Origin of the sequence: Bradyrhizobium sp. SZCCHNS2022, from assembly GCF_032377575.1 — a bacterium.
Lineage (GTDB): Bacteria > Pseudomonadota > Alphaproteobacteria > Rhizobiales > Xanthobacteraceae > Bradyrhizobium > Bradyrhizobium aeschynomenes.
Genome location: NZ_JAUHHZ010000001.1, coordinates 7,628,534 through 7,644,820 on the forward strand (window position 1 = coordinate 7,628,534; position 16,287 = coordinate 7,644,820).

The following is a 16,287-nucleotide window of genomic DNA, read 5'->3' on the forward strand; positions in this document are numbered from 1 at the left end:
GGCCTGTCCAGGCGCGGCAAACGGGCGCTTGCCGCCCTGTTTACATTGACAAAACCCGGTTCGGGCTTAGCTGGAGCGCTACGTTGTAAGGGGCGGGGCCGTCCCTTATAACCCGGCCACCGTCGGGGCCGGCGTTGTGCACTATCAGCCTCTCGGAGGAGATCGATCGATGGCGTGGAAGAATCAGGGCGGAGGCCCGTGGGGTCCGGGTCCGAAGGGACCCTGGGGCTCGGGACCGCAACCGGTCGGTCCAAGGCCCCCCGACCTGGAAGATCTTCTGCGGCGTGGCCAGGACCGGCTGCAGCAGTTCATCCCCGGTGGCGGCTTCGGCGCCGTCGGCATCCTCCTGATCGTGGTCGGCGCCATCGCCATCTGGCTGCTGTCCGGCTTCTACCGGGTGCAGTCCGAGGAGCTCGGCGTGGTGCTGCGATTCGGCAAATATGTCCGCGATGAGCAGCCGGGCCTGCGCTATCACCTGCCTTACCCGATCGAGACCGTGATGCTGCCCAAGGCGCTGCGCGTCAATTCGATCTCGATCGGCATCACCGCCAATGACGATCCCGGCCGGCGCGGCCGCGGCGGTCGCGACGTGCCGGAGGAGAGCCTGATGCTGACCGGCGACGAGAACATCGTCGATGTCGACGTCACCGTGCTGTGGCGCATCAAGCCGAAGGGCGCCGCCGACTTCCTGTTCAACATCCAGAATCCCGAGGGCACCGTGAAGGCGGTGGCCGAGAGCGCGATGCGCGAGGTGATCGGCCGTTCGAACATCCAGCCGATCCTGACCGGCGCCCGCACCGTCATCGAGCAGAACGTGCAGGAGCTGATGCAGAAGACGCTCGACACTTACGGCTCCGGCATCCAGATCACCCAGGTGCAGATGCAGAAGGTCGATCCGCCGGCCCAGGTCATCGAGGCGTTCCGCGACGTCCAGGCGGCCCGCGCCGACCTCGAGCGTCTGCAGAACGAGGCGCAGACCTACGCCAACAAGATCGTGCCTGATGCGCGCGGCCGCGCTGCGCAGATCCTGCAGACGGCGGAAGGCTACAAGGAGCAGGCGGTCGCCGAGGCCAAGGGCCAGAGCGCGCGCTTCCTGAAGGTCTATGACGAGTACAAGAAGGCGCCCGACGTGACCCGTGAACGCATCTATCTCGAGACCATGGAGCGCGTGCTCTCGGGCTCCGAGAAGCTCGTGCTCGACGGTGGCCCGTCCGGCGGGCCCGTCCCGCTGCTGCCGCTCGGCGATCTCGCGCCGCGCCGCCAGGCGCCGCCCGCTCAGCAGGGAGGCGTCCGATGAGGTCCCCCGTCACAGGCATCCTGTCGCTCGTCGTCGTGCTCGCGCTCGTCGTGATCGGCTACAGCTCGCTGTTCACCGTGCAGCAGACCGAGCAGGCGCTCGTGGTGCGGTTCGGCAAGCCGGTCGACGTCGTCACCCAGCCCGGCCTGAACTTCAAGGCCCCGTTCATCGACAACGTGATCTCGATCGACAAGCGCATCCTCGACCTCGAGAACCCCTCCCAGGAGGTGATCGCGTTCGACCAGAAGCGGCTCGTGGTCGATGCCTTCGCGCGCTACAAGATCAAGAACGCGCTGCAGTTCTACCAGAGCGCCGGCTCGATCCAGCAGGCCAATATACAGCTCGGCACCCTGCTCAACGCCTCGCTCCGCCGCGTGCTCGGCGAGGTCACCTTCACGCAGGTCGTCCGCGACGAGCGTGAGGTCCTGATGCGCAAGATCCGCGATCAGCTCGACAAGGAGGCCGATGCCTACGGCATCCAGGTGGTGGATGTCCGCATCCGCCGCGCCGACCTGCCGGAGGCCAACAGCCAGGCGGTCTACAACCGGATGAAGACCGAGCGGCAGCGCGAGGCCGAGGAGTTCCGGGCGTTAGGTGGCCAGAAGGCCCAGGAGATCAAGTCCAAGGCCGACCGCGAGGCGACGGTGATCATTGCCGAGGCCAATTCGACGGCGGAGCAGACCCGTGGTGCCGGCGATGCCGAGCGCAACCGGCTGTTCGCCGAGGCCTATGGCAAGGATCCGGACTTCTTTGCCTTCTACCGCTCGATGACGGCCTATGAGACCGGCCTGAAGTCCGGCGATACCCGCTTCCTGCTGCGGCCGGATTCGGAGTTCTTCCGCTACTTCGCCAACCCGTCGGGGAAGGCGGGGGCGCAAACGCCGTCGGCGGCCAGCACGACCGCTGCGGCCGCGCAGGCCGCCAAGCCCTGATGTCGGCGGGGGTCGGTCGATCCCCGGCGAATATGAGTTGACACGGACGGGGCGAAGCCGTTGCTTCGCCCCGTCTGACATCAAGAAGGTCGAACGGGAGGTCCGGGTCCGATGAGGTCCATTGCGTTTTCCGATTTCCTCATCGGATTAGGTATCCTGTTCGTGATCGAAGGCCTGATGTTCGCGGCAAGTCCCGAGTGGATGCGCCGGGCCATGAAGACCGCGATGACCACGCCCGACAACGTGCTGCGTGCCGTCGGCATCGGCTCGGCGGTGGCCGGCCTGATCCTGATCTGGGTCATCCGGCGCCCGATCTGACGGGCCTCGTCCGGCCTCGCTGCGCCGCGGCTGCTTCCGGCGTCCAACCGATTGCGTTTGCCGCCCGGCCAACGCCATTGTGAGGCGATGGCTGCGCCATTTTGACGTATTAGGTCGCCTTCAATGATGAATCGGGCGGTCCGATCGGGCGTGCTTGCGTCCCCGCCCGGTTCCGGCGCACTGTACCGATTGAATTTGCCGACTTTTCTGGAGATCCGCCCGATGACCGCAACCCTTGCTTTCAGCCGTCGCCTGCGTCCCGTCCTGACTGCGGTTGTCCTGGCCGCGGGCTGGGCGCTCGCGCCGGTCCCGGCCTCGGCGCGCGGACCCGAGGGGATCGCCGACGTCGCCGAGCGGGTCATCGACGCCGTCGTCAACATCTCGACCTCGCAGACCGTCGAGGCCAAGGGTGGCTCCTCCGAGAACCGCAACGCCAATCCGCAGGTGCCGCCGGGCTCGCCGTTCGAGGAGTTCTTCGACGATTTCTTCAAGAACCGCCGCGGCGGTCCGGGCGGCCGGGGCGGCGCCGACAACTCGCCGCGGCGCACCAACTCGCTGGGCTCCGGCTTCATCGTCGACGATTCCGGCGTCGTGGTCACCAACAACCACGTCATCGCCGACGCCGACGAGATCAACGTGATCCTCAACGACGGCACCAAGATCAAGGCCGAGCTGGTCGGCGTCGACAAGAAGACCGACCTCGCGGTGCTCAAGTTCAAGCCGCCGCGGCCGCTGACGGTCGTCAAGTTCGGCGACTCGGACAAGCTCCGCCTCGGCGAATGGGTGGTCGCCATCGGCAACCCGTTCAGCCTCGGCGGCACCGTCACGGCCGGCATCGTCTCGGCCAAGAACCGCGACATCTCGTCTGGGCCCTATGACAGCTACATCCAGACCGATGCCTCGATCAATCGCGGCAATTCCGGCGGTCCGCTGTTCAATCTCGATGGCGAGGTCATCGGCGTCAACACGCTGATCATCTCGCCGTCCGGCGGCTCGATCGGCATCGGCTTCGCGGTGCCGTCGAAGACGGTCGCCGGCGTCGTCGACCAGCTGCGCCAGTTCGGCGAGCTGCGCCGCGGCTGGCTCGGGGTGCGCATCCAGGGCGTCACCGACGAGATCGCTGAGAGTCTCAACATCAAGCCGGCGCGCGGCGCGCTGGTGGCCGGCGTCGACGACAAGGGGCCGGCCAAGCCGGCCGGCATCGAGCCCGGCGACGTCGTCGTCAAGTTCGACGGCCGCGACATCAAGGAGCCGAAGGACCTGTCGCGCATCGTCGCCGACTCCGCCGTCGGCAAGGAGGTCGACGTCGTCATCATCCGCAAGGGCCAGGAGCAGACCCTCAAGGTCAAGCTCGGCCGGCTCGAGGACAATGAGAAGGTCCAGCAGGCGGCGATCAAGAAGGACGAGCCGGCCGAGAAGCCAGCCACCCAGAAGGCGCTCGGGCTCGATCTCGCCGCTTTGTCGAAGGACTTGCGCACGCGCTACAAGATCAAGGACAGCGTCAAGGGCGTCGTCGTCACCGGTGTCGACCAGGCCTCCGACGCCGCCGAGAAGCGGCTGTCGGCCGGCGACGTCATCGTCGAGGTTGCCCAGGAGGCGGTGACCTCGGGTCTCGACATCAAGAAGCGCGTCGACCAGCTCAAGAAAGACGGCAAGAAGTCGGTTCTGCTGCTGGTGTCGAACGCCGACGGTGAGCTTCGCTTCGTGGCGTTGAGCCTGCAATAGGCTCGGCGTTCGTCCTTCGGGGCAACCCTGGGCCGGCACACTCGCTGTCGTCCCGGCCTTGAGCCGGGACCCATACCCTTGAGGGAGCGGTTTGGGGCAGGTGGGTCATTGGCATTTTGCCCATCACCTTTGCTGCGGCGTATGGATCCCGGATCGGCGCCATGCCGCGCTTCGCGCGGCACGGCTTGTCCGGGATGACGACGGTGGATGGATTCACGGCTCAAACAGCTGGGGCAGGTGAAGGACATGGCGCCGCGTTCTCGCGGCACATCATGCCCGAGGTCTGCGATCGCTCGTCCCTCGCAAACATGCAGAGGGCGCAGGGAATGCCGGGTGAAGGCCTCACCCATGGCCCGCCTGCGAAAAAAATGCAGGCGGCAGGTACCACAGGCAAAGCCGGTTCAACCGGCATTCCCTGCGCGACGGTCTTCACGCTTATACGCAGTCTCCCTGGTGCGCCGGGCTTGTTGGCCACCATCACCACGCGGCACGTCAGCGCCATCGCGGCTTGATACCAGCGTCGGGGTATCAGGACGCTGCGATTTCACGTCCGCAGCAAAGCCGTTCGTCGGCGTGCCCGAAGACACGCTGCGGCAACACCGCGGCCATCGCATCCCCACCTCGCGTGTCGTGACGATCGCGCGCAACGCCCCTCCGAGTGAGGCGGGATGCGCGGAGATAATCATGATTTCAGATAAAACGCAAGAAGATTATTTTTTTCAGAATCTACTGCAGCGCCCCCGCCGGCCGGCGACGACGTTCCGGACACGGTGGAGCGCGCGGCCGGAGCCTCACAGCGATCGCTGATTGACCCGCTTCGACAGCTCCTCGGCATTCTCCTTGCGCTCGGAATAGCGGTCGACCAGGTACTCCGTCCGGTCGCGCGTCAGCAGCGTGAACTTGACGAGCTCTTCCATCACGTCGACGACGCGATCGTAATAGGGCGACGGCTTCATGCGGTCAGCGTCGTCGAACTCCGCGAAGGCCTTCGGCACCGAGGACTGGTTTGGAATGGTGATCAGGCGCATCCAGCGGCCGAGGACTCGCAGCTGATTGACGGCGTTGAACGACTGCGAGCCGCCGCTGACCTGCATCACGGCCAACGTCTTGCCCTGTGTCGGCCGGACGGCCCCGAGCGACAGCGGGATCCAGTCGATCTGGGTCTTCATCACCCCGGTCATCGCCCCGTGCCGCTCCGGCGAGCACCACACCATGCCCTCGCACCAGGTCACGAGCTCGTGCAGCTCTCCGACCTTGGGATGGTCGGGCCACGCGTCGTCGACCAGCGGCAGCCCGTGCGGATCGAAGCTGCGCGTCTCCGCGCCGAAGCGGGCGAGAATGCGTGCGGCTTCCTCGGTGAGAAGCCGGCTGAACGAGCGTTGCCGCAGCGATCCGTAGAGCAGCAGGATTCGCGGAGGGTGGGAGGAGAGCGCCGGCTCCAGCAGCTTCGCGCGGTCGATGGGATGGAAGGCGGTTTCGTCCAATTGAGGCATCGTGTCAGACAACGCGGTATCCTCCGGAAAAATGATCGGCGTTGGCCGTCCTCGTTCGAGATCCGCCGGCACAAGCGCTCAGAACGCCAAGCGCTCAGAACGCCAAGCGCTCAGAACGCCAAGCGCTCAGAACGCCAAGCGCTCAGAACGCCAAGAGCTTAGAACGCCAAGAGCTTAGAACGCCAAGAGCTTAGAACGCGATGTCCGCAGCGACGGCTTCGATGCCGGCCTTCGCGCAGATGTCGTCGTTGTCGCCTCCGGGCGCGCCGGATACGCCGATCGCTCCGACCTGCTGGCCAGCGGCCTCTATTGGCATGCCGCCGCCGACCATGACAACGCCGGGAACGTTGACGATGGCCCGCTCCGCGGCGTCCGGTCGTGCCAGCCGGGCTGCGAGCGTGCTCGTCGCCTCGCGCCAGCTCGCGGCCGTCCTCGCCTTGCCCGTCGCGGCCTCGAGGGTATGCCAGCCGGCGAAACGGTCGCGCAGGGTGACCAGCGCGAGCCCCGACGGATCGCTCACGGTCACGGCAGCCTGCCAGCCGCGTTTGCGGCACTCCGCGAGCGCCGCCTGTGCTGCCTTGAGCGCCGTGTCCGGCGCGATGATCCGCCGCGTCCATGTGGGCTCGTCGGCGCGCGCAACGACAGCCGGGCCGAAAAGGAGGACGGCTGCGAGCAGCGGACGCAACACCATCACGCCGACAGCCATTTCGCCATGTCCTCGGCCTTCGGCAGCCCACCCGCGTGAACGACCTTGCCATCGATCACCACGCCCGGCGTCGAGGCGATGCCGAACCGGGCGATGTCGGCGAAGTCCGTAATCTTTTCCAGCTCGATCTCGATGCCGAGCTTGCTTGCTTCCGCGGAGACCATTGCTGCGGTCTGAACACAGCGCTTGCAGCCGGAGCCGAGAATCTTGACGTTCTTCATGGGGCTTGTCCTTTCATCCGAACAGGGCGTTGAACAAAAAGCCGACGGCGACGATGCCGGCGGCGACGACGCCCGCAAAGACGGCGATCAGCCGGAGCGTCAGAACCTTGCGCAGAATGATCATCTCGGGAAACGAAAGCGCGATGACGCTCATCATGAAGGCGAGCACCGTTCCCAGCGCCGCACCCTTGCCGAGCAGCGCCTCGACGACCGGAATGATGCCCGCAGCGTTGGCGTACATCGGCACGCCGATCAGCACCACGGCCGGCACGGACCACCATTGGTCCTTGCCCATGATCGAGGCGAGCAGGTCGTTCGGGACATAGCCGTGAATGAATGCGCCCGCGGCGATGCCAATGATGATCCAGGCCCAGACGCGGCCGACGATGTCGCGCACTGCATCGATCCCGGCCCGGATTCGATCGGCGACGGTCGGCGAATCCGGCTGCAGCTCCGCCTGTCCTGCGCGTACGTTGCGAACCCATTCCTCGAGCCAGCCTTCGAGGTGCAGTCGTCCGATGATCCATCCCGCCACGATCGCGACCGCCAGGCCGAAGGCCAGATAGATCGCGGCGATCCTCCAGCCGACCAGCGCGAACAGAAGACCGAGCGCGACCTCGTTCACCATCGGCGCCGCGATCAGGAACGAGAAGGTCACCCCGAGCGGGACGCCGGCCGAGACGAAGCCGACGAAGAGCGGCACCGCCGAGCACGAGCAGAAGGGAGTGAATACGCCGAGGATCGCAGCCGCGACATTGCCGAGGCCCTCGCGCTTGCCGGCGAGCAACGCGCGAGTTCGCTCGGCTGAAAAAAAGCTGCGTACGACGCCCATGCCGAACACGACCAGCGTCATCAGCATCAGGACCTTCGGCGCGTCGAACACGAAGAACCGCGCGGCTTGTTCCAGATGGCTGTCGCGGGACACCGGCAGCGACGATACCAGCCATGCCGAGAACGCTTCCAGCTGCCAGTAGACCGCAAACCACAACGCGACCGCAGCTGCCGTCGCAATGATCCAGATCACAGCCGATGCCGATCCGTCAGGGTAGGTTGAAGTTTCGTTTTTCATGCTGCGCTCCTGTTCGGCTCAGGCATGGCCGCCATCACGGCATCGAGGATGGCGCGGCGATCGGGCGTCAGGTCAGGGCTCAGCCGATACCGGACCCACTGGGCGTCACGCCGGTCGATGACGAGACCGGCGGCCTTGAGGGCGGACATGTGCCGGCTCATGCGCGATGCGCTGGCTTGGAGCTGCCGCATGAGCTCGCAGACGCAGTGCTCGCCGCCGTCCCAAAGGATGCGCAGGGCGGCGAGGCGGGTCGGCTCGGCCAGAGCGGCAAGCAGCGGGACGGGATCGGACATAATCCCAATATATGCGTATTTTCGTATTTGCGCAATAGCGCAAATAATGGATCGCGGATCTGCGGTTTGACCGGGCAATCGGCGCTGCGCGCGGCGGCAGCCCGGCAATGGCGGGTGATGCGTGGCCCGCGCAGCGACGTCCCGCGAGCTCCCGGTCGGGAAATCAGGCGAGCTGATTGGCGTCAGGTCAATTGATGCACGGGATGGCCTTGCCGCCGCGGGCCGGAATGTGTTCGCGCGGCTGGTCTCGACGATGCGGCCCGCCGAGCCGGGTACGAAGACCCAAAAGGTGCTGCGGACTGGGCGTCTGGGCTGCCAGCGGCGCGGATGTCCGGGATCTTCACCACGCGCGACGCCATTCGTTGTCCCGAACAGGGAGCGCGGCCTCGCTTGGCGAGACGCGCGCTGCCTATTGGACGATGGCTTGCTTGCGTCGCTTAGTTGCGAACGCTGCCGACGGTGATCGGAGCGACGAGCGCCGCGCTGCGGCGGTGATGAGCGAGCACGGTAAGCTGATGCGGCGAGGCGGTGCTGTCGACATTGATCGCGACGGTCTGCTGAGCAGCGGACGATGCGCCGACGACGGAGAGCTGATGCGGGGTCGCCGGCAGCGCGCCGACGTCGTAGCTCGGCAGCTCGGCCGCCATGGCAGCGCCGCTCAGCAGTGTGAGGGCAACGAGAGAGCCGGGAATGATGTGCTTGATGGTCATCGGGAGGTCCTTCTGTGACGATGATCGATTGCATCTCGTGCAACCGTTTTCGTTTTCCTTGGACGCTCCCTAGCGCTGACGGGAATATATGCGCTGCAGCATGATTTGACAATTCATCGATTGGTGATGCGGTTAAAGGGCCGTGCCCGACCTGCAATGATGCGGGATGCGAATGGTATGATCGGCGATCTGAAATGAGATTGAAATGGAGTTACGTGGCAGCGTGCTGGATTGAAATAAAATCCTCAGCGGCGCACGCGAGACGCGTGAGCGCGTGTCGGCTTGCGGCAGATCTCGCTTGCAGTGGTGACAACGGCACGAGGTGCGGGTGCGATCGTCAGCAATCGCAATTTCAGCTCGTTGTCACAATCGGCTGAGATGGACGATCTGTGTCATCACGGGACGACGATGACTTTCTCCGCCGTCATTCCGGGGCGCGCGCAGCGCGCGCCCCGGAATGACGACGGGGAGGAGGCGTTGGTTGCGAAGTGCGTAAGGGGGGACAAAGGCGCGCCGACGCTCGATGCCGTGGACGCTGCTGAAGCGCGCGCTGTGCCCACCGCCGCCACGAGGGTTAGGACGTTGTCAGTCCACGAACTGGTCGCGCGTGTAGCCCTGGGCGTAGAGCAATGCGGTGAGGTCGCCGTGGTCGATGCGGGCTGACGCAGCGGCGGAGACGGCGGGCTTGGCGTGATAGGCGACGCCGAGGCCGGCGGCCTCGATCATGCCGAGGTCGTTGGCGCCGTCGCCGACCGCGAGCGTGTCGATCTCGTCGACGTCGAACGACTCGCGCAGCTCGACCAGAGTGGCGAGCTTGGCGTCGCGGCCGATGATCGGCTCGCGCACCTCGCCGGTCAGCTTGCCGGCGTCGATGACGAGCTCGTTGGCGCGGTTCTCCTGGAAGCCGATCTTGGCTGCGACCGCATTGGTGAACAGCGTGAAGCCGCCGGAGATCAGGCAGGTGTAGGCGCCGTGGGCGCGCATGGTCATGACCAGCTGCCGGCCGCCCGGCGTCAGCTTGATGCGCTTGGCGAGCACCTCGTCGACGACGCTGACCGGCAGGTCCTTCAAGAGGGCGACGCGCTCGCGCAAGGCCGGCTCGAAGGCGATCTCGCCGCGCATCGCGCGCTCGGTGATGGCGGCGACCTTTGGCTTCAGCCCGGCAAAATCGGCCAATTCGTCGATGCATTCCTGGCCGATCATGGTGCTATCCATGTCCGCCAGAAAAAGCTTCTTGCGCCGGACGGCCTCGGGCTGCACGACGATGTCGATCGGCATGTCGCCGCGTAGGTCGCGCAGGCGGGCCTCGAGCTTGTGAACCTCGCCGTCATGCGAGAACGGGATGTCGATCGCGACCTCGTCGAACAGCCAGCGCGGCGTGCCCGGCGAAGGCAGCACGGCCAGGAAGGCCTCCACGATCGTGGTATCAAGCGCGGGATCGGCGGGATTGCAGATGAAGGTGGCGACGAGAGACATCAGGTGACTTTGCCAGGGATCAACAAAGCCGTGCTTATCGCAGGGCCGACCGCCAGCGGCAAGTCGGCGCTGGCCATGGAACTTGCGCAAAAAGCGGGCGGGGTGGTCATCAATACCGATTCCATGCAGGTCTACCGCGATCTCCGGGTGCTGACGGCACGGCCGACAGCCGAGGAAGAAGCTGCCGTGCCGCATCGGCTCTATGGCCATGTCGATGCCGCCGTGAACTACTCGGCCGGTCATTTTGTCCGTGATGCTGCCGAGGTGCTCGCGGATGTCAGGCGCGACGGGCGGCTGCCGATCTTCATCGGCGGCACCGGGCTGTACTTCAAGGCGCTGACGCGGGGGCTCTCTGCGGTGCCACCGGTGCCGGACGAGGTGCGGGAGGCGGTGCGCGTCAGGCTCGAGCGCGATGGCGTCGAGGCGCTGCATGCCGAGCTGGCGCGGCGCGATCCGGGGGCGGGGGCGCGGTTGAACGTGCGCGACCGCACCCGTGTGGCCCGCGCACTGGAGGTGGTGGAGGCGACCGGTCGGCCATTGGCCGACTGGCATGCCGAGACGACCCCGCCGCTGCTGCCGGAGGGGAGCTACCAGGGCGTGTTCATCGCGCCGGAGCGCGAGACGCTCTATGCCAGGATCGATGCGCGGTTCGAGGCAATGCTGGGGACCGGCGCGCGGGAGGAGGTCGAACGGCTCGCCGCGCGCGGGCTCGACCCGCTGCTGCCGGCCATGAAGGCCCACGGCGTGCCGGCGCTGATCCGCCATCTCAGAGGAGAGATCACGCGGGAGGAGGCGGCCACCATCGGCAAGGCCGACACCAGGCATTACGCCAAGCGGCAGTTCACCTGGTTTCGGCATCAGCTGCCGGAGTTCGAATGGATGACGCCGGAGGCGGCGAGGGCGTGGGTGGCCAATCTCTAGCCGCATCGTCATTCCGGGACATCGCGAAGCGATGGGCCCGGAATCCATAACCACCATCGTGAGTATGGATTCCGGGCTCGCCCTCCGGGCGCCCCGGAATGACGACCTCGCTTGGAGATGGAGCCCGTGCTCTCATCCAGCCTATTACCTCGTCTTGGAGAGCGACGGCCAAATTACCGCTCGCCGAACCGCAAAATCCGCGCTACCTTGACAAAATCGCGCTGGCGGACCTGCTTTGCCTTGACATCAAGGCGACCATGGTTATGTTCGCGCAACCTTTGGGAAGCCAGCTCGCCGTCATGCGCAATTTTATTGCCATTCTCCTTATCGTAGTCGTACCCAGGCGCATCGCCGGGGATGGCTAGCGGCCATCCAAAATCCGAGCGGTGCGCAGGGCCTTCCAGGGCCCTTTTTTATTGCCCGGAAGCCACCACCGACCCTGAACCAAGCGACCCAAGACGAACCGACCGAAGCCAGACCGAACCGACCGACCAAACGACCAGCCGCTTTCAAGAAGCGATCCGGAGCCTGCCATGACCGACAAGAGCCACGATCCGAACCAGATGACCGGCGCCGCGATGATCGTGCGCGCGCTCATCGACCACGGCGTGCAGCACCTCTTCGGCTATCCCGGCGGCGCGGTGCTTCCGATCTATGACGAGATCTTCCAGCAGAGCGAGGTCGAGCACATCCTGGTCCGCCACGAGCAGGGTGCCGGCCATGCCGCCGAGGGCTATGCGCGCTCGACCGGCAAGCCCGGCGTCGTGCTGGTGACCTCGGGCCCGGGCGCCACCAACATGGTGACGCCGCTGGCGGATGCGCTGATGGATTCGATCCCGCTGGTCTGCATCACCGGCCAGGTGCCGACGCATCTGATCGGCAATGACGCCTTCCAGGAATGTGACACCGTCGGCATCACCCGGCCCTGCACCAAGCACAATTGGCTGGTCCGAAACGTCAACGATCTCGCGAAGGTGCTGCACGAGGCGTTCTACGTCGCCACGACGGGCCGTCCCGGCCCTGTTGTCGTCGACGTGCCGAAGGACGTGCAGTTCGCCACCGGCACCTATCATCCGCCGCGCAAGTCCGACGTCCACATCTCCTATTCGCCGCGCGTCAAGGGCGATGCGATGCAGATTCGCAAAGCCGTCGCGCTCTTGGCCTCGGCCAAGCGGCCGGTGATCTATTCCGGCGGCGGGGTCGTCAATTCGGGCCCCGAGGCGTCGCGGCTGCTGCGCGAGCTGGTCGAGGTCACGGGCTTTCCGATCACTTCGACCCTGATGGGGCTGGGGGCCTATCCGGCGTCGGGGCCGAACTGGCTGGGCATGCTCGGCATGCACGGCACCTACGAGGCCAACATGACGATGCATGATTGCGACGTCATGCTGTGCGTCGGTGCGCGCTTCGACGACCGCATCACCGGCCGCACCGATGCGTTCTCGCCGAACTCGAAGAAGATCCACATCGACATCGATCCGTCGTCGATCAACAAGAACATCCGCGTCGACGTGCCGATCATCGGTGATTGCGGCGACGTGCTCGCCGACATTCTGCAGGTGTTCAAGGCGGAGGCGAAGAAGCCCGACATCAAGTCGTGGTGGCAGGAGATCGCCGTCTGGCGCGCGCGCAACTCGCTCGCCTACAAGCCGAACCGCGACGTGATCATGCCGCAATATGCGATCCAGCGGCTGTTCGAGCTGACACGCGGGCGCGACACCTACATCACGACCGAGGTCGGCCAGCACCAGATGTGGGCGGCGCAGTTCTACGGCTTCGAGGAGCCGCACCGCTGGATGACCTCGGGCGGCCTCGGCACCATGGGCTACGGCCTGCCGGCGGCGATCGGCGTGCAGGTCGCGCATCCCGACAGCCTGGTCATCGACATCGGCGGCGACGCCTCGGTCCAGATGACGATGCAGGAGATGTCGACGGCGGTGCAGTACGAGCTGCCGGTCAAGATCTTCATCCTCAACAACCAGTACATGGGCATGGTGCGGCAATGGCAGCAGCTGCTGCACGGCAACCGCCTGTCGCATTCCTACTCGGAGGCGCTGCCGGACTTCGTCAAGCTCGCCGAGGCCTATGGCGGCGTCGGTCTGCAGGTCAGCAAGCCGGGCGATCTCGACGGCGCGATCAAGGAGATGATCTCGGTCAAGAAGCCGGTGCTGTTCGACTGCCGCGTCGCGGCGCTGGAGAACTGCTTCCCGATGATCCCGTCGGGCAAGGCGCATAACGAGATGATCCTGCCGGCGGAGGCGAGCGATCCGGCCGCGGCGTTCGCGGGCGGCAAGGCGCTGGTGTGAGGACGGACCGTGAGCACAGCGCCCACCCCATACTCCACTGTCATCGCCCGGCTTGACCGGGCGATCCAGTACGCCGCGGCCGTCGCGAGTCCCACGACCGCCGCGGCTTACTGGATGCCCGCCTTCGCGGGCATGACAGCTATTGTGCGGAGGCAGCCGTGTTCACACTAGCTGAGCTTGAAGCTGCCCACGCCATCGTCGGCGCCGCCGTGCCGGCGACGCCGACGCATGCGTGGCCGTTGCTGGCGCAGCGGCTGGGGACGCATGTCGTCGTCAAGCACGAGAACCACACGCCGGCCGGCGCGTTCAAGGTGCGCGGCGGGTTGGTCTATGTCGACAACCTCAAGCGCACGCAGCCGGGTGTCCGCGGGCTGATCACCGCGACGCGCGGCAATCACGGCCAGAGCGTCGCCTTCGCCGGCCGCCGCAACGGCCTGCCGGTGACGATCTACGTGCCACGCGGCAATTCGGTCGAGAAGAACCGCGCGATGGCCGCGTTCGGCGCCGAGCTGATCGAGCATGGCAGCGACTTCCAGGAATCGCGCGAGGAGGCGGGACGCCACGCCGCGCGCGACGGCCTGCACATGGTGCCGTCGTTCCACCCCGATCTCGTGCGCGGCGTCGCCACCTATGCGCTGGAGCTGTTGCGCAGCGCTCCCGATCTCGACGTGCTCTACGTCTCGGTCGGGCAGGGCTCCGGCATCTGCGGCTGCATCATGGCGCGCGACCTGCTTGGGCTGAAGACCGAGATCGTCGGCGTGCAGTCGACGGGCGCGCCGTCCTATGCGCTGTCGTTCGCGGCCCGCACGGTCGTGTCCACCAACAGCGCCGATACCAACGCCGACGGACTGGCGACGCGCAGCCCCGATGCGGACGCGCTCGCGATCATCCTGAAGGGCGCCTCCCGCATCGTTCAGGTCAGCGACGCCGAGATTGCCGAAGCCATCCGCATCTTCTGGACCGACACCCACAATCTTGCCGAGGGCGCCGGCGCGGCCTCGCTCGCAGCCGCCCTGCAGGAGAAGCACAAGCTCGCAGGCAAGCGCGTCGGCCTGGTGCTGACCGGCGGCAACATCGATCTCGACCTGTTCAGGCGCTGGGTGATGCCGGCGGCCGCTGAAACTGAGAAGGCGGGAGCGGCATGAAGGCCACGCAGCTCACCACACACACCGCTGTCATCGCCCGGCTTGACCGGGCGATCCAGTACGCCGCGGCCGTCGTGAGTCTCACGAATGCCGGCGTTTACTGGATGCCCGCCTGCGCGGGCATGACGGGAGACACATCACGGGGACACCAATGAACCAGCCAGCCTCCGCCTATTTCATCGAAGACCGCCACGATCCGAACGAGACCCACACGTTGTCGGTCCTCGTGCAGAACGAGCCCGGCGTGCTCGCGCGCGTCATCGGCCTGTTCTCGGGGCGCGGCTACAACATCGAGAGCCTCACCGTCTCCGAGACCGAGAGCCAGAAGCACCTGTCGCGCATCACTATCGTCACGACCGGCACGCCGATGGTGATCCAGCAGATCAAGCACCAGCTCGACCGCATGATCCCGGTCTACCGCGTCGTCGACATGACGCTGACCAAGCGCGCGATCGAGCGCGAGCTCGCGATGGTCAAGGTGCGCGGCATCGGCGAGCCCAGGGTCGAGGCGCTCAGGCTGGCGGATGCGTTCCGCGCCCGCGTGATCGACGCCACCACCGAGAGCTTTGTGTTCGAGATCACAGGCAATACCGACAAGATCACTCAGTTTATCGATCTGATGCGCCCGCTCGGCCTGGTCGAAGTGGCCAGGACCGGCATCGCGGCGATCGGGCGGGGACCGGAAGGGATGTGAGCCATGCTGGCGCGCGACTGGTACTACAACGAACGCAACCGGATCGGGCTCGACCATGCCGTGGCCTCGATCTACGGCTCGGGGGATGATGCCGACGAGCGGGCGCGCGCCGCGTTGAAGATGCTCGGCGTCAAGCCGGGCTGGCGGGTGGCCGACATCGGCTGCGGCAACGGCGTGCTGGCGACGGAAGCCGCGCTGATGGGGGCCGTGGTCGACGCCATCGACATCTCGCCGGCGATGTTGGCGCTGACTCGGATCTACACCAGGGATCGCCGCACCGCGGTGCGGATGCATTCGGCTGGGCTGCTGTCGTTCGCCTATGAGCCCAACTCTTACGACCTGATCGCCAGCGAGTTCACGCTGCACCATCTGCCGGACTTCTGGAAGGCGGTGGCGCTGGCGCGGATCTATGCGGCGCTGAAGCCGGGCGCGCAGTTCTTCCTGCGCGACATCGTCTATGTCAGCATGCCCGACGGCGCCGAGCGCTCGGTCGAGCAATGGGCCGATTTCAACATCAAGAACCACGACCTCGCGCGCGACAGCGTCATCACCCACATGCGCGACGAGAACTCGACCTTCGCCTGGGTGATGGAGCGCATGCTGGCCGAGGTGGGCTTCGTGACGGTGTCCGCCGACTACCACGCCCCGATGCACGCGACCTACGTGCTGCGGAAGCCGGCGGGGCAGGGCTAGAAATGAACTACAGACGGGTGAGTCTTGCTCTCGCGCAGCCGACGGTGCGCCCCCTCTCCCCGTTCTTACGGGGAGAGGGTTGGGGTGAGGGGCAGCCGCACGGGGAGTGTCCGCGGAGAGACCTGTACCCCCTCACCCGGATCGCATCTTGTGAACTGAAGCTGTCGCGGTCCGCCCTCCTGGGAGTTTGTGACTCCGTCATGCCCGGGCTCGTCCCGGGCATCCACGTCTGTCCAGGCGTGCTGAACGACGTGGATGGCCGGGACAAGCCCGGCCATGACGACGTGGAGG

18 protein-coding genes are annotated in these 16,287 nt (G+C 66.1%); 11 read left to right on the forward strand and 7 right to left on the reverse strand.

Annotated elements, in window-relative coordinates; translation table 11 throughout:
- Nucleotides 1-169 precede the first annotated feature (169 nt).
- The 5 genes from hflK to QXZ94_RS34070 all read left to right on the forward strand — a co-directional run bounded on the left by hflK (nucleotide 170) and on the right by QXZ94_RS34070 (nucleotide 4,784).
- Entirely contained in the window at nucleotides 170-1,297 is a 1,128-nt protein-coding gene (gene hflK / locus QXZ94_RS34050) for an FtsH protease activity modulator HflK (protein WP_315725868.1), read from the forward strand.
- Complete coding sequence (gene hflC / locus QXZ94_RS34055; protein WP_315725870.1) at nucleotides 1,294-2,229, forward strand: protease modulator HflC; 936 nt, start codon at nucleotides 1,294-1,296, stop codon at nucleotides 2,227-2,229. The genes hflK and hflC overlap by 4 nt, the downstream gene beginning before the upstream one ends.
- Before the next feature lie 111 nt (nucleotides 2,230-2,340).
- A complete protein-coding gene (locus QXZ94_RS34060) occupies nucleotides 2,341-2,547 on the forward strand; it encodes a DUF2065 domain-containing protein (RefSeq protein WP_172110965.1) in 207 nt (68 codons plus the stop codon).
- Between the two features lie 222 nt (nucleotides 2,548-2,769).
- Nucleotides 2,770-4,272, forward strand: coding sequence for a Do family serine endopeptidase (locus tag QXZ94_RS34065; RefSeq protein WP_315725873.1), 1,503 nt, complete (start codon nucleotides 2,770-2,772; stop codon nucleotides 4,270-4,272).
- Between the two features lie 161 nt (nucleotides 4,273-4,433).
- Nucleotides 4,434-4,784, forward strand: a complete 351-nt coding sequence (locus QXZ94_RS34070) for a hypothetical protein (protein ID WP_315725875.1) — start codon at nucleotides 4,434-4,436, stop codon at nucleotides 4,782-4,784.
- A gap of 279 nt (nucleotides 4,785-5,063) precedes the next feature.
- Here the strand turns inward: QXZ94_RS34070 and arsH are convergent, their stop codons facing one another.
- The 7 genes from arsH to serB all read right to left on the reverse strand — a co-directional run bounded on the left by arsH (nucleotide 5,064) and on the right by serB (nucleotide 10,240).
- Nucleotides 5,064-5,765, reverse strand: coding sequence for an arsenical resistance protein ArsH (gene arsH / locus QXZ94_RS34075; RefSeq protein WP_172111285.1), 702 nt, complete (start codon nucleotides 5,763-5,765; stop codon nucleotides 5,064-5,066).
- A 190-nt stretch (nucleotides 5,766-5,955) separates the two neighbouring features.
- Nucleotides 5,956-6,471, reverse strand: a complete 516-nt coding sequence (locus QXZ94_RS34080) for a heme-binding protein (RefSeq protein WP_315725877.1) — start codon at nucleotides 6,469-6,471, stop codon at nucleotides 5,956-5,958.
- Nucleotides 6,456-6,692: a thioredoxin family protein gene (locus QXZ94_RS34085; RefSeq protein ID WP_315725879.1), complete on the reverse strand. Its 237-nt coding sequence runs from the start codon at nucleotides 6,690-6,692 to the stop codon at nucleotides 6,456-6,458. The genes QXZ94_RS34080 and QXZ94_RS34085 overlap by 16 nt, the downstream gene beginning before the upstream one ends.
- A 13-nt stretch (nucleotides 6,693-6,705) precedes the next feature.
- Complete coding sequence (locus QXZ94_RS34090; RefSeq protein WP_315725881.1) at nucleotides 6,706-7,761, reverse strand: permease; 1,056 nt, start codon at nucleotides 7,759-7,761, stop codon at nucleotides 6,706-6,708.
- Nucleotides 7,758-8,054, reverse strand: a complete 297-nt coding sequence (locus QXZ94_RS34095) for a metalloregulator ArsR/SmtB family transcription factor (RefSeq protein ID WP_315725883.1) — start codon at nucleotides 8,052-8,054, stop codon at nucleotides 7,758-7,760. The genes QXZ94_RS34090 and QXZ94_RS34095 overlap by 4 nt, the downstream gene beginning before the upstream one ends.
- Nucleotides 8,055-8,491: 437 nt before the next feature.
- Nucleotides 8,492-8,764: a hypothetical protein gene (locus QXZ94_RS34100; RefSeq protein WP_315725886.1), complete on the reverse strand. Its 273-nt coding sequence runs from the start codon at nucleotides 8,762-8,764 to the stop codon at nucleotides 8,492-8,494.
- A gap of 585 nt (nucleotides 8,765-9,349) precedes the next feature.
- Nucleotides 9,350-10,240, reverse strand: coding sequence for a phosphoserine phosphatase SerB (gene serB / locus QXZ94_RS34105; protein WP_315725888.1), 891 nt, complete (start codon nucleotides 10,238-10,240; stop codon nucleotides 9,350-9,352).
- 3 nt (nucleotides 10,241-10,243) lie between these two features.
- Here serB and miaA point away from each other — a divergent pair, with 3 nt between their 5' ends.
- From miaA to QXZ94_RS34135, 6 genes are all read left to right on the forward strand, one after another.
- Nucleotides 10,244-11,161 (forward strand): tRNA (adenosine(37)-N6)-dimethylallyltransferase MiaA, encoded by a 918-nt coding sequence (miaA, locus tag QXZ94_RS34110; RefSeq protein ID WP_315725890.1) that lies wholly within the window; start codon nucleotides 10,244-10,246, stop codon nucleotides 11,159-11,161.
- A 98-nt stretch (nucleotides 11,162-11,259) separates the two neighbouring features.
- On the forward strand, nucleotides 11,260-11,526 hold the full coding sequence (locus QXZ94_RS34115; protein ID WP_315725892.1) for a hypothetical protein: 267 nt from the start codon (nucleotides 11,260-11,262) through the stop codon (nucleotides 11,524-11,526).
- Nucleotides 11,527-11,694: 168 nt separating this feature from the next.
- Nucleotides 11,695-13,464, forward strand: coding sequence for an acetolactate synthase 3 large subunit (locus tag QXZ94_RS34120; RefSeq protein WP_315725894.1), 1,770 nt, complete (start codon nucleotides 11,695-11,697; stop codon nucleotides 13,462-13,464).
- 158 nt (nucleotides 13,465-13,622) lie between these two features.
- Nucleotides 13,623-14,609, forward strand: a complete 987-nt coding sequence (locus QXZ94_RS34125) for a threonine dehydratase (RefSeq protein ID WP_315725896.1) — start codon at nucleotides 13,623-13,625, stop codon at nucleotides 14,607-14,609.
- A gap of 151 nt (nucleotides 14,610-14,760) precedes the next feature.
- The gene (gene ilvN / locus QXZ94_RS34130) at nucleotides 14,761-15,303 is read left to right on the forward strand and encodes an acetolactate synthase small subunit (protein ID WP_315725898.1); all 543 of its coding nucleotides are present in this window, start codon (nucleotides 14,761-14,763) and stop codon (nucleotides 15,301-15,303) included.
- A 3-nt stretch (nucleotides 15,304-15,306) separates the two neighbouring features.
- Complete coding sequence (locus QXZ94_RS34135) at nucleotides 15,307-15,996, forward strand: class I SAM-dependent methyltransferase (protein ID WP_315725900.1); 690 nt, start codon at nucleotides 15,307-15,309, stop codon at nucleotides 15,994-15,996.
- The last annotated feature ends 291 nt before the right edge of the window (nucleotides 15,997-16,287 follow it).